The sequence below is a fragment of the Trinickia dinghuensis genome, assembly GCF_003367175.1.
In the GTDB taxonomy this organism is placed as follows: domain Bacteria; phylum Pseudomonadota; class Gammaproteobacteria; order Burkholderiales; family Burkholderiaceae; genus Trinickia; species Trinickia dinghuensis.
Window position 1 is genome coordinate 143,351 of the sequence record NZ_QRGA01000015.1, and the last position, 13,583, is coordinate 156,933.

General features: G+C 64.1%; 10 protein-coding genes. 2 read left to right on the forward strand and 8 right to left on the reverse strand.

All coding sequences use genetic code 11. The features are described from left to right. Positions 1-6 precede the first annotated feature (6 nt). A complete protein-coding gene (locus DWV00_RS24510; protein WP_115536206.1) occupies positions 7-3,039 on the forward strand; it encodes an FAD-binding and (Fe-S)-binding domain-containing protein in 3,033 nt (1,010 codons plus the stop codon). A 2-nt stretch (positions 3,040-3,041) separates the two neighbouring features. Here DWV00_RS24510 and DWV00_RS24515 read toward each other — a convergent pair whose 3' ends face one another. The 6 genes from DWV00_RS24515 to DWV00_RS24540 are packed head-to-tail and all read right to left on the reverse strand — an operon-like array spanning position 3,042 to position 10,164. Next, positions 3,042-3,518: a dihydroneopterin aldolase gene (locus DWV00_RS24515; protein WP_425452822.1), complete on the reverse strand. Its 477-nt coding sequence runs from the start codon at positions 3,516-3,518 to the stop codon at positions 3,042-3,044. Further along, the gene (locus DWV00_RS24520; protein ID WP_115536304.1) at positions 3,515-4,141 is read right to left on the reverse strand and encodes a sarcosine oxidase subunit gamma; all 627 of its coding nucleotides are present in this window, start codon (positions 4,139-4,141) and stop codon (positions 3,515-3,517) included. Before DWV00_RS24520 ends, DWV00_RS24515 begins: the two co-directional genes overlap by 4 nt. Continuing rightward, complete coding sequence (locus DWV00_RS24525) at positions 4,131-7,157, reverse strand: sarcosine oxidase subunit alpha family protein (protein WP_115536207.1); 3,027 nt, start codon at positions 7,155-7,157, stop codon at positions 4,131-4,133. The genes DWV00_RS24520 and DWV00_RS24525 overlap by 11 nt, the downstream gene beginning before the upstream one ends. A gap of 1 nt (position 7,158) precedes the next feature. Further along, positions 7,159-7,479 (reverse strand): sarcosine oxidase subunit delta, encoded by a 321-nt coding sequence (locus DWV00_RS24530; RefSeq protein ID WP_181885573.1) that lies wholly within the window; start codon positions 7,477-7,479, stop codon positions 7,159-7,161. Between the two features lie 30 nt (positions 7,480-7,509). Further along, on the reverse strand, positions 7,510-8,754 hold the full coding sequence (locus DWV00_RS24535; protein WP_115536208.1) for a sarcosine oxidase subunit beta family protein: 1,245 nt from the start codon (positions 8,752-8,754) through the stop codon (positions 7,510-7,512). Positions 8,755-8,778: 24 nt separating this feature from the next. Beyond that, positions 8,779-10,164, reverse strand: coding sequence for an L-serine ammonia-lyase (locus DWV00_RS24540; RefSeq protein ID WP_115536209.1), 1,386 nt, complete (start codon positions 10,162-10,164; stop codon positions 8,779-8,781). Positions 10,165-10,412: 248 nt separating this feature from the next. Between DWV00_RS24540 and DWV00_RS24545 the strand changes: the two genes are divergently transcribed. Continuing rightward, on the forward strand, positions 10,413-11,483 hold the full coding sequence (locus DWV00_RS24545; protein WP_115536210.1) for a GlxA family transcriptional regulator: 1,071 nt from the start codon (positions 10,413-10,415) through the stop codon (positions 11,481-11,483). Positions 11,484-11,546: 63 nt separating this feature from the next. Here DWV00_RS24545 and DWV00_RS24550 read toward each other — a convergent pair whose 3' ends face one another. Together DWV00_RS24550 and DWV00_RS24555 are read right to left on the reverse strand one after the other, a co-directional pair. Beyond that, the gene (locus DWV00_RS24550) at positions 11,547-12,482 is read right to left on the reverse strand and encodes a choline ABC transporter substrate-binding protein (protein WP_245965023.1); all 936 of its coding nucleotides are present in this window, start codon (positions 12,480-12,482) and stop codon (positions 11,547-11,549) included. Between the two features lie 122 nt (positions 12,483-12,604). Continuing rightward, positions 12,605-13,576: a GlxA family transcriptional regulator gene (locus DWV00_RS24555; RefSeq protein WP_115536305.1), complete on the reverse strand. Its 972-nt coding sequence runs from the start codon at positions 13,574-13,576 to the stop codon at positions 12,605-12,607. Between the last annotated feature and the right edge of the window lie 7 nt (positions 13,577-13,583).

Genomic DNA, 13,583 nt, shown 5'->3' on the forward strand with positions numbered 1-13,583 from the left:
GCCGCCATGACTTCCGCCGCCCCTTCGTCACTGTTGCAACCCGTACGCCTCATGCCGTCGCAGAGCGCCGCACTCTCGCCGCTCTTCTCGCGCTTGCGCAAGGAACTGCGTGGCGACGTCTACGCCGATCGTGCAAGCCGCGGACGCTATGCCACCGACGCGTCCATCTATCAGATCATGCCGATGGGCGTCGTCGTGCCGCGTGACCAGGCCGATCTACGCATGGCGCTCGACATCGCGCGCGACCATAAGATTCCGGTCCTGGCTCGCGGAGCGGGTACCAGCCAGTGCGGACAAACCGTCGGCGAGGCGCTGGTCATCGACAACAGCAAGTGGCTCAATCAAATTGTCGACTTCGAGCCTAAAGCGCGCACCGTTACCGTCGAGCCCGGCATGGTGCTCGACCACCTGAACACTTGGCTCAAGCCGCACGGCCTTTGGTTTCCGGTCGACGTATCGACCGGCGCGCAGTGCACGATCGGCGGCATGACCGGCAACAATTCGTGCGGCTCGCGTTCGATCGAGTACGGCAACATGGTGCACAACGTGCTCGCCATCGATGCCGTGCTGGCGGACGGCAGCGAATGCCGCTTCGGCTCGCTGGCCCATCCCGTGACGGGCGATCGCACGCTCGACATCTTGCGCGGCTTGAAGCGGATCGCCGAACGCGAGCGCGACGAAATCGTGGAGCGGGTGCCGAAGGTCCTGCGCCGCGTGGCCGGATACAACATCGATCTCTTCGATTGCCAGAACCCGCGCGCGTACACGGACGATGGCCACGCCAATCTTGCCCATATCCTCGTTGGCTCGGAAGGCACGCTGGCCTACAGCCGTCAAATCACGCTCAAGCTCGCCCCGCTGCCCGCTCACAAGGTTCTCGGCGTGGTGAACTTCCCCACCTTCTACCAGGCGATGGACATGACGCAGCACATCGTCAAGCTGCGGCCCGTGGCGGTGGAATTGGTAGACCGGACCATGATCGACCTGTCGATGGAAAACGCGGCGTTCCGCCCCGTCATCGAGAAGGCACTGGTGGGACGGCCCGAGGCGATATTGCTCGTGGAATTCGCCGGAGAGTCGCGCGACGTTCAGCTCGCGCAGCTCGAGCGTCTCACTGAACTGATGGGCGATCTGGGCTTGCCCGGCAGCGTGGTGAAGATGCCCGAGGCCAACGCGCAGAAAGCCTTGTGGGACGTGCGCAAGGCCGGCCTGAACATCATGATGAGCATGAAGGGCGACGGCAAGCCGGTTTCCTTCATCGAAGACTGCGCGGTCCCGCTCGAGCACCTGGCCGAATACACGAGCCGGCTGACCGACGTTTTCCACAAGCACGGGACCGAAGGCACATGGTACGCACACGCGAGCGTCGGCACGCTGCATGTCCGCCCTATTCTCGATATGCGGCGCGATGGGGCAACGCATATGCGCGAGATTGCCGAAGAGGCCGCCGCGCTCGTGCGGGAATACAAGGGCGCCTACTCGGGCGAGCACGGCGACGGGCTTTGCCGCGGTGAATGGGTGGCATGGCAGTATGGCCCTCGCATCAACGCGGCATTCGCCGAAATCAAGGCGATGTTCGATCCGGACAACCGCTTCAACCCGGACAAGATCGTGAAGCCGCCGCGAATGGATGCTCGCGAGAATTTCCGGTTTGCGCCCGGATATGCGGCCCTGCCGCTCGAGCCCGCGCTCGACTGGTCCGCTTGGAACGTCACGCGCGATCCTTTGTCCGGCGAGGAAACCGAGCCCGGCACCGGCACGGATGCCACGCACGGCTTGGCCTCCGCGGTGGAGATGTGCAACAACAACGGCCATTGCCGGAAGTTCGACGCCGGCACGATGTGTCCGAGCTATCGCGTCACGCGAGACGAACAGCACGTCACGCGCGGCCGCGCCAATACACTGCGGCTTGCCATGACCGGCCAGCTCGGGCGGGATGGCTTGGCCAGCGAGGAGGTCAAGGCCGCATTGGACCTTTGCGTGTCCTGCAAGGGCTGCAAACGCGACTGCCCGACCGGCATCGACATGGCGCGCTTCAAGATCGAGGCACGCCATGCATGGAACACGAAGCACGGATCGACGCTTCGCGAAAGGTTGATCGCTTATCTGCCGCGCTATGCGCCGTGGGCTTCACGCCTGCGCGGCGCGTTGGCATTGGCGGAACGCATGCCCTACGCAGCACCCGCGATGAAGCGGTGGATCGGCCTAGCGCCACAGCGAACATTGCCTAAATTCGCGCGGGCATTTCTGTCGGGCGCGTCGGACGCTCAGTTGTCCGCGCCCGGTGTCGAATCGTCGTCCCGAGAAGTTCTGCTCTTCGTCGATACCTTCAGCAACTATAACGAACCCGAGAACGCGCGCGCCGCTCAGACAGTCCTCGAGGCCGCCGGCTATACCGTTCACTTGAATACCCGTGCCGGAGAGCGCCCTCTCTGTTGCGGACGCACGTTCCTCGCAGCCGGTTTGGTCGACGAAGCCAAGGCGGAGGCACGCCGCACGCTCGATACGTTGGGTCCTTATCTAGAGCGTGGTGTTCCGATTGTCGGCCTAGAGCCTTCCTGCCTGCTTTCGATGCGCGACGAATTCTTGACCTACGGTTACGGCGATGCCGCGAAACGATTGGCCGGTCAGGCTTTTCTGTTCGAAGAATTCCTGGTGCGCGAAAACGAGGCCGGACGCTTGACGCTCCCGCTGCGGGCGCTCGATGTATCGGAGGCGCTCGTACACGGACACTGCCATCAGAAGGCCTTTGGCGCCTTCGCTCCCGTGCAGACGGTACTCAGTTGGATTCCGGGGTTGAAGGTGTCCCCGATCGAGTCGTCGTGCTGCGGGATGGCTGGCAGCTTCGGGTATGAAAAGGAGCACTTCGAGACGTCGCGTGCGATGGCGGAACTGTCGCTGCTGCCGGCGGTACGCAAGCGTTCCGCCGATGCCATCGTGGTCGCGGACGGCACCAGTTGCAGGCATCAGATCAAGGACGGCGCGCAAACGGAAGCGATCCACGTAGCGCGCGTGTTGCAACGGTCGTTAGTTGCCTAGCATCAGCACGTCGCACGCGCCGCCACCGCTTCCTGAGCCGCACGCCAAGCCTCGTAGTCGGCACGCGCCCAATCGAGTTCGAGCCCGATGCGGCGCGTGCCTTCTCGAATCTTCGGCTTGTGCAACGAAAGCGTCAGCGTTTCCAACGCCGGCCATTGCGTGAACGACAACGCGGCAAGCTCCACGGCCAACGTTTCGAGCAGCCGCGTATGCGGCTTCTCGGCGAGAAACGTCGTCACTTGCTGGCAATAGCGCTCGTAATCGATCCATCCGTCGGCCGATTCCGTCGGCACGCACCGGTATCCGAGGCGCGCATCGACGATAACGGGCTGCGGCGCGCCGTACTCGTGAGCATGGATGCCCACCCGCGTGTGGGCGATCAGCTCGTCGACGAATACATGCCAGCCGCGCCCGCGACGCGCGACAACCGCTTCGTGCAGCAACGCATCGCGGACGGCGAACGGCTCGGCGGGCTTCACGATACGATCGGCGCGGCCGCGTCGGTGAGGATGCGCAGGAAGTAATCGCCGAAGCTGCGGCGCACGATCAGATCGAAGCTATTGTCGCCCGTCGGAATCAGCACGACCGGAGCCTTGAAGTAATGGCTCTGCGCGCACTGTCCCTGCCCGAAGACCTTCGGATGCAGATCGAGCGGGCATCCGCGCGAGATCACGTCCCGCACGCGCTCCCCGCTCACTTCGAGCACGGTGTAGCCGCTGCCCACGTCGACGACCGAGGCGAACAACGCACCCAATGCCGTGCGCAGTTTCCCTTCGAGTTCCGGGGTACGCGCTTCGCTCGATCGCACGAGCCACTCGTCGGGGCCGAGCCACAGCGCGTCGTAGCCGTTGCCCTGCACGATCGTGTTCGGCTTCGTCGGCAAGCGGGCACCGAGCACGCTCTCCACCGCGGCGATGAACGCGCCGTCGTTCGCCTCGCCTCGCACGTTGACGAGTTCGAGGAACGGCCGCTCACGCAGCCGGAACGCCTTCGATTGCTGCGCCTGGCTCGCGTCGAGCAACGCTTGCGCGCCGATCATCGGCGATTCGAGGCGCGCGCCCGCGCCGGCCACGGCCGCACTGCTTCTATTCTCATTCCACATGCTGACGCACTCCTTCGACATCGTAGAAGACGGGGCTCGTGATCGTCGCCGCCATCGATTTGCCGTTCAGATCCACCGATACCTTCTCACCCATCTTGCCAAGACCGCCCTTGACCACCGCCATTGCGATCGAGCGCTTCAAGATCGGGCTGTAGTAGCTCGACGTCACGTGACCGAGCATCGGTACGGGCGTGTCGGCAACTTGATTCGCCGCCGGCCCTCTGACACCGTTCGGCAAAATCTGGCTGCCCTCGGGCAACACATACGCCGGATCGTCGGTCAGCAGCCCCACCAATTGCTTGCGTCCTTCCTTCGCCGTATCCGAGCGTGTCAGCGAACGCTTGCCGAGGCAATCCTTCGTCTTCGCCACGAGCCCGCCCATGCCGAGATCGAACGGCGTCATCGAACCGTCCGTATCCTGGCCGACGATGATGTAACCCTTCTCCGCACGCAGCACGTGCATCGTTTCGGTACCGTACGGCGTGATGTCGAATTCCTCGCCGGCTGCCATCAAGGCTTCCCAGACGCCGCGGCCCGCGTTGGCCGGCACGTTCACTTCATAGGCGAGCTCGCCCGAGAAGCTGATCCGCATGATGCGCGCGGGAACGTCGGCCACCGTGCCTTCCCGGAACGACATGAACGGGAATGCCTCGTTCGAAAAGTCGATGTCGCGGCAGACCTTGCGCAGAACCTTGCGGCTATTGGGGCCGACCACCGCGAACGTCGCGAAGTGGTCGGTCACCGACGTCATGCGCACCTTCATGTCGGGCCATTCCGTCTGCACCCAGCGTTCGAGCCACGTCAGCACGCGTGCCGCGCCGCCCGACGTCGTCGACATCAGATAGTGCTGCTCGCCGAGGCGCACCGTGACGCCATCGTCGAACACCATGCCGTTCTCGTCGAGCATGAGGCCGTAGCGGCACTTGCCCACTTCGAGCTTCGACCACGGGTTCGTATAGACCCAGTTCAGCAGTTTGGCCGCATCGGGGCCTTGCACGTCGATCTTGCCGAGCGTCGAGGCGTCCATGATGCCGACGCTCGTGCGCACGGCCAGACATTCGCGCGCGACGGCCGCATGCAGATCCTCGCCGCCCTTCGGGAAGTACCAGGGGCGCTTCCAGTTGCCGACGTCCTCGAACAGCGCGCCGTGCTCGACATGCCATTCGTGAAGGCAAGTCTTGCGGATCGGATCGATGAAATCGCCGATCTCACGTCCGGCAATCGCGCCGAACGTCACAGGCGTGTAGTTCGGGCGGAACGTCGTCGTGCCGGTTTCGGGAATGGTCTTGCCGAGCGCTTGCGCCAGGATCGCCATGCCGTTGATGTTGCCGAGCTTGCCCTGATCCGTGCCGAAACCCATCGCCGTATAGCGCTTGACGTGTTCGACCGACTCGAAGCCTTCGCGCGCGGCCAGCAAGATGTCCGCCGCCGATACGTCGTTCTGGAAATCGACGAACTGCTTCGGGCCGCGAGCGGCGCGAGCTTGCGTTCCCACGAGCCACAACGGCATCAGCGGTGTTTCCTTGATCTCCGCCACTTGCGGCGAAACGGGCCGCGATGCCGATTTGAATCCGAGCGCATGAGCCGCCTCGACACCAGCGTCAAGCGCGAAGCGCAGCCCGCGCGCCAAGCTGAACTCGCCTGCCGCGGCGCCTACGCTGACTTCGGCCTGCATCCCCTTGCCCGGGACGAAGCATGCCTTCTCGTCGTGCCAGTGCGCCTTGCCGCCCGATTGAGCGAACAGATGCAGCACGGGGCTCCATCCGCCGGACATCGCCACGAGATCGCACGGCAGCGTGGCGACATGCCCGCCCACCGCGCCCTTGGAGTACGACGCCACTTCGACCGACGAAACGTTCAGCTTGCCGCGCGCCTCGTTGATCACCGCGCCGGCCATCACGACGACGCCATGACGGCGCGCAGCCGCGGGCAGCGAACCGTCGCTCTGCGGGCGCGGATCGACCACGGTGACCTTCGCGCCAGCGGCTTTCAGATCGAGCGCGCTTTGATAGCCGTCGTCGTTGTTCGTGAAGACGACTGCCTCTTTCCCGGGCAGCACGCCGTAACGCTGGATGTACGTCGACACCGCCGACGCGAGCATGATGCCGGGCAGATCGTTGTTGCCGAACACGAGCGGCCGCTCATGCGCGCCCGTCGCCAGGATCACGCGCTTGGCGCGGACCTTCCAGACGAGTTCGCGCGTACCCTTGCGCATCGACACGGGCTGATGGTCGGTCAAGCGCTGCACGACCGTCACCAGATTGTGATCTTGATAGCCGAACGCGGTGCTGCGCGACAGGATCTGAACCTCGGGCATCCGCGACAACGCATGCTCGATGTTTTCGACCCATTGCATCGCGGGCTTGCCGTCGATCTGCGCGCGGCACGAGAGCAGCGAACCGCCCAGTTCGCGCTGATCGTCGACGAGAATCACGCGTGCGCCCGCGCTGCCTGCCGCATGCGCCGCGGCCAGGCCGGCGGGACCGCCGCCGACGACGAGCACGTCGCAGTGCGCGAAGCACTTGTCGTAACGATCGGCATCACGCGTATCGGGCGCTTTGCCGAGGCCCGCCGCCTCGCGAATCTTCTCTTCGTACTTCGGCCACCATTTGCGCGGCCACATGAAGGTCTTGTAGTAGAAGCCGGCCGGAATGAAGCGGGCGATCTTTTGATTGATCGCGAGCCGATCCTTCTCGAGCGAAGGCTCGGCATTGACGCTGCGCGCCACGAGGCCCTGATACAGTTCGATTTCGGTCGCGCGCGCATTCGGCACGCTGTACGCCCCGCTTTCGAGCTGAACGATCGCATTCGGTTCTTCGACACCGGCCGTCACGACGCCGCGGGGCCGGTGATACTTCCAGCTGCGCGCGACGAAACGCACGCCGTTGGCGAGCAGTGCCGAAGCCAGCGTATCGCCTTGATAACCCTGATACGTGCGCCCGTTGAAGGTGAACGTGAGCGGAATCGCACGATTGATCCGCCCGCCCGAGCCCAGGCGGTCTTTTTGATTGCTCATGTTACTTGCCCCCTTGCGTATTCTTGCCAGCGGCCGCATCGGATACGGGAGCGGATGCACCGGCACCCCCGAACGTCTCGTAGCCTTGGAACGCGTATGTGTTGGTATCGCGCGTCGCCATGAACCAGCGGCGGCATCCCTGCGTGTGCAGCCACTGCTCGCGGTGAACGCCACGCGGGTTCCTACGCATGAACAGGTAATCGCCCCACTCGCGATCGCTCAATTTCTCAGGTTCCAGCGGACGGGCGATGTCGGCCTCCCCGCCACATGAAAATTCGCTTTCGGCGCGCGGCCCGCACCAAGGGCATTCGATCAACAGCATTTCAGTCTCCTTGTCGCTAGTGCGGAAGCGTTAGTGCGCCACGGCAGCGGCGCCGTGCTCGTCGATAAGATGGCCGGTATAGAAGCGGTCCAGCGAGAAAGGCGCGTTCAGCGGATGCGGTGCGTCGTTGGCGATCGTATGCGCGAACGCCCAGCCCGACCCCGGCGTCGCCTTGAAGCCACCCGTGCCCCACCCGCAATTGAAGTACAAGCCCTTCACGTCGGTCTTGCTGATAATCGGGCAAGCATCGGGCGATACGTCGACGATGCCGCCCCACTGGCGATTCATCCGCACGCGCGAGAACACGGGGAACATTTCGACGATGGCGTCGAGCGTGCCCTCGATGACGTGGAAGCTGCCGCGCTGGCCGAAGCCCGTGTATTGGTCGATACCGGCGCCGATGACGAGGTCGCCCTTATCGGATTGGCTGATGTACGCGTGCACCGCATTCGACATCACGACGGTATTGACGACGGGCTTGATCGGCTCCGATACCAGCGCCTGAAGCGGATGGCTCTCGATCGGCAGACGCACGCCGGCCATGTCCGCCAGCGTCGTGGTATTGCCGGCCGCAACGACCGCGACCTTCTTCGCCTTGATGAATCCCTTCGTGGTCTCCACGCCGACGACGGCGCCGCCGTTACGGCGGATGCCGGTCACTTGGCAGTTCTGGATGATGTCGACGCCGTGCGCATCGGCGCCACGCGCGAAGCCCCAGGCCACCGCATCGTGACGGGCCACGCCGCCGCGGCGCTGGAACGACGCGCCGAGCACCGGATAACGCGCGTTCAGATTGATCGTCGGCTCGATTTCCTTGATCTGCTCGGGCGTCAGGAATTCGGCGTCGACGCCGTTCAGACGGTTCGCGTTCACGCGCCGCATCGTGTCGCGCACGTCCTGCAGCGTATGGGCCAAGTTCATCACGCCGCGCTGGCTGAACATGACGTTGTAGTTGACGTCCTGCGAGAGCCCTTCCCAAAGCTTCATCGCTTTTTCGTAGAGGGCCGCCGATTCGTCCCACAGATAGTTCGAGCGGATGATCGTCGTATTGCGCGCGGTATTGCCGCCGCCGATCCATCCTTTTTCGAGCACGGCGATGTTGCGCACGCCGTGCTCCTTGGCCAAGTAGTAGGCCGTGGCAAGGCCGTGCCCGCCTCCGCCCACGATCACGACGTCGTACTCGCGTTTAGGTTCGGGGCTGCGCCACTGGCGCTCCCAGTTCTCGTGGTACGACAACCCGTTGCGCACCAGACTGAATATCGAAAAGCGGCTCATAGCGGTGTGGTCCCGAATGGTCGATTAGCACTCAATGACGTTCACGGCCAACCCGCCGCGGGACGTCTCCTTGTATTTGGTCTTCATGTCCGCGCCCGTCTCACGCATCGTCTTGATGACGGAATCGAGCGAGACGTAGTGTTGACCGTCGCCTTTGAGCGCCATCCGCGAAGCGTTCAGCGCTTTGATCGCGCCCATCGCGTTGCGCTCGATGCACGGAATCTGCACGAGCCCGCCGACGGGGTCGCACGTCATGCCGAGGTTATGCTCCATGCCGATCTCGGCGGCGTTCTCGACTTGCCGCGCGTTGCCGCCCATGACGGCTGCAAGCGCCGCGGCGGCCATCGAGCAGGCGACGCCCACTTCGCCCTGGCAGCCCACTTCGGCGCCCGAGATCGAAGCGGTCTCTTTGTAGATGATGCCGATCGCGGCGGCAGTCAGCAGGAAATCGACGATGCCGTTCTCGTTCGCGCCCGGCACGAATTTCACGTAGTAGTGAAGCACCGCGGGAATCACACCGGCCGCACCGTTCGTCGGTGCCGTCACGACGCGCCCGCCCGCGGCGTTCTCCTCGTTCACGGCCATCGCGTAGAGGTTGACCCAGTCGAGCATCGACAGCGGATCGCGCAGCGATTCCTCCGAGCGGGCACGCAGGTTCTTCGACAGCTCGGCCGCGCGGCGCTTCACGCGCATCGGGCCGGGCAATTCGCCTTCCGTGCGGCAGCCGCGCTCCACGCAGTTCGCCATCGTGCGCCAGATCGCCAGCAGCCCTTCCCGCACCTCGGCCGGCGAGCGCGAGGCGCATTCGTTTTCGAACGCGACCTGGGCGATCGACAAGCCGCTGTCGCTGCACGCGCGCAGCAGGTCGGCACCCGTGCGGAACGGATGCGGCACCTCGGCGCCGGCGCGCACGCCGTTGACGCGATCACCGTCACGGTTGACGACGAAGCCGCCGCCGACGGAGTAATACTCTTTCTCGACGAGCAGTTGTCCGTTCTCGTCGAACGCTTGAAAGCGCATGCCGTTCGGATGGACGACGCTCGTGCCGCTCATGAGACGGCGGTAGAACGAGATGTCCTCTTTCTCCTCGAAGCGGATCTCGGCACGGCCCATCAGCTGCAGCGCCTTGCCCGCCCGAATCGCGGCCAGGCGCGGCTCGATGAGGTCCGGATCGATCGAGTCGGGCAGATTGCCCTCGAGGCCGAGCAAAACGGCTTTGTCGGTACCGTGGCCCTTGCCGGTCGCGCCGAGCGAACCGTACAGTTCGACTTTGACGCGGCGCACAAAAGCCAGCAGGTTGGCATCCTCGACGTGTGAAACGAAGCGGCAGGCGGCGATCATCGGCCCGACCGTATGGGAGCTCGAAGGGCCGATGCCGATCTTGAACAGATCGAAGACGCTGACGTTCATAAGGCTTCCTCGCTGGGTTCGAAGGTGAAATTCGCTATGGACGCAAGTACACCAAAGCGTAAAATCCGCCGATAGAACAAAAACGGCATCGCTGTGGGATGCCGCCGCCAAAGGCCCGTGGGACGTGCCCCTGCGTGCGTTTCAAGGACGATCGGCGGCGGAAAAACACAAACACGGGGTGGCGGCGTCGAACCCGCCCCAAGCGCCGTGCCGCCGCGCCCCCGCTGTGCCTCCTATTCCTTGCTCGCATGAACGCCGTCGATCCGTCACCGCTCGCTTCCCCCGCCTCCCGAGAGCGCATCCGCTTCGGGATCGTGCTGCTGCCCAACTTCACGCTGACGGCGTTTTCCGGCTTCGTCGACATGCTGCGGCTCTCCGCCGACGACAGCGACTTCAGCAAGCCCGTACGCTGCGCCTGGAGCGTCGTCGGCAAGACGCTCGCGCCCGTGCGGGCGAGCTGCGGGATCCAAATCACGCCGTGGGAGACGTTCGACGATGCCGAGCCGTTCGACTATGTCGTCGTCGTGGGCGGGTTGCTGCATTCGGGGCCGCAAACGGACGACGAAACGCAGGCCTTCATCCGCCGCGCCGCCGCCGGCAACACGACGGTCGTCGGGATTTGCACGGGCGTGTTCTCGATGATGCGAGCCGGCGTGCTCGACGGCCATCGCGTCTGCGTAAGCTGGTTTCACTACTGGGATTTCATCGAGCGCTTCCCGGCCGCGAATGCCGACATGCTCGTGGCCGACCGCCTATTCGTCATCGACCGTCGGCGCATCACCTGTTCGGGCGGGCGCGCGTCGATCGACGTCGCCGCGGCCATCTTGCTGCGCCACTTCGACCATGCCACGGTGCAAAAGGCGCTGCGGATTTTGCTCGTCGGGGAGATGCAGAAAGGCAATGCGCCGCAGCCCCATCCGCCGGGACTCGAGCCCGCCACGCATCCCAAGATCAAACGCGCGATCCTGCTGATGGAGCAGCATGTCGGGCGTGCATTGCCGCTCGAAGAGCTGGCGTGCAAGCTCGATCTATCGCCGCGTCAACTCGAGCGGCTGTTCAAGGCGCAGACCGGCAAGACGCCGCAGACGTTCGCCAAGCATGTGCGGCTGCGCACGGCCGCCTGGCTGCTGACAAGTTCCGACCGCACCGTCGCCGACATCGCGTCGAGCTGCGGTTTTTCCGATGCGTCGCATTTGGGACGGGAATTCCGCAAACAGTACGGCATGCCGCCCGTCGCGTATCGGGAACAACGCACGGGGGAGGAACCCGTCGATAAGGAGTACGAAGAATATTTCACGGCGTCGGGCGCGATGTCGTAATCGCAGCCGACGCCGATATCGACGACGTCAATGATGTCGTTGACGTCGTTGACGTCAGAGGCGTCAATGCGACGCGATGTACGACTTCACCGCCGTCAGCCCATCCTTGCCGTCGAAAGTCGTCACGCCGGCCAGCCACTTGTCCAGCACCTGCGGGTTCTTTTTCAGCCAGTCCGTCGCCGCCTTGTTCGGGTCTTCCTTGTCCACGATCGGCACCATCACATGGTTTTCCATGTCCGTCGTGAAATGCAGGTTGGACACGAGCTTCGCCGCGTTCGGGCAGCGCGCGGCGTAATCAGGCGGCGTCGCCGTGAAGACCTTGGCTTCGCCGTAGTTCGGCCCGAACACCGAGTCGCCACCGTTCAGATAGTCGATCTTCATCTGCACGTTCATCGGATGCGGCTCCCAGCCGAGGAACACGATCCATTGCTTCTCGCGAATGGCCCTGTTGACCTGGACGAGCATGCCGGCTTCGCTCGACTCGACGAGCTTGAACTTGCCCAGGCCGAATTGATTGCCCGTGATCATCTTCTGAATCAGCGCATTGCCGTCGTTGCCCGGCTCGATGCCGTAGATCCGGCCGCCGAGCTTATCGGCATACTTCTGAATGTCGGCGAACGACTTGAGCCCGCCGTTGTAGACGTAGTCCGGCACGGCCAGCGTGTACTTCGCGCCGGTCAGGTTAGGCGTGCCGAGCACTTCGATTTGCTTCGCTTTGACGAACGGCTCGATCATCGGATCCATCGTCGGCGACCAATAGCCGAGGAAGACGTCGATCTGCTTGCTCCTGATGCCCGCGAACGTGATCGGCACCGAGGCGATCGTCTTCGTCGGGTTATAGCCGAGCCCCTCGAAAACGGCCGAGGCGAGACCCGTCGTGGCGGCGATGTCGGTCCAGCCGACATCCGCAAAGCGGACGTTGCGGCACACGGCTGCGTCCGAGGCATATGCGCTGGTCGTCACGAGGGCCGCGGCCGCCAGGGCCCAGCCGGCTTTCATCAAGCGATGATTCATTAGATTGCTCCTCCGTTCGTACGATTATTTCGGCTGTTTGCCGGTTTTCGAGGACATCGACATCGAGGTATTGCGGGGACTGCCAAACGCCTACTGCGAGATTCGAATCAATTTGCTTGCCGGCGCTCCCGGCTCGGCGCGTAGCCGAACTGGGCCCGATAGGCTTTGCTGAAGTGACACGGAGACTGGAAGCCGCACACCGTCGTCACGCTGGCGATCGATGCGTCGGTCGTGCGCAGCAGGTCGCGCGCGCGGCGCAGCCGCAGCGAAAGGTAGTAATGCGTGGGCGAGACCTCGAGATACACCTTGAACATTCGCTGCAGATGCCGTTGCGACAGCCGCACCAGCCGCGCGAGTTCTTCGAGCGAAAGCGGTTCCTCGATGTTGGCTTCCATGAGCCGCACGACTTCGATGAGCTCCGCGCGAGAAAATCCGATGCGGGCATCGACGGGAATCGGCTGATGATCGTTGGCGCTGCGGATGCGTTCGAGAATGAATTGAGCCGACACCTGCGCCGCGAGGTTGCGGCCTAGCCGCTCGCCCACGAGATGCAGCATCAAATCGAGCGGTGCCGTCCCGCCGGTGCAGGTCAAGCGGTCGCGGTCGATCACGAACAGTTCGTCCCGGAACTTCACGCGCGGGAACTCAGTGTGAAGCGAGGACATGTCCTCCCAATGCACCGTGCAGCGATAGTCGTCGAGCAAGCCCGCGCTCATGAGCGCGTAGGCGCCCGTGCAGATCGCACCGAGCGGCACACCGCGCGCGCCGATGTCCGCCAGCAGCGTCTTCACGCGCGAGTCGACGGCCGTGCGAATCTGCGTGCCGCCGCAGACGATCAGCACGTCGGGGATACCGACTTCCTCGAGCGTTCTGGTCGGGGTGACGATCACGCCGTTGCTGGCCCGCACCGGCACGCCGTCGGCGGATACGACCGACCAGCGGTAGTGCGTGGCCCGGCTGACGTAGTTCGTCATCCTGAGCACCTCGACGGCGCTCGTGAACGCGATCATCGAGAAGTTCGGCAGCGTCAGAAACCCGAAATGCAAGGGCATCGTCGACTGCGCGGGTTCGGGCTGCATCACGGTG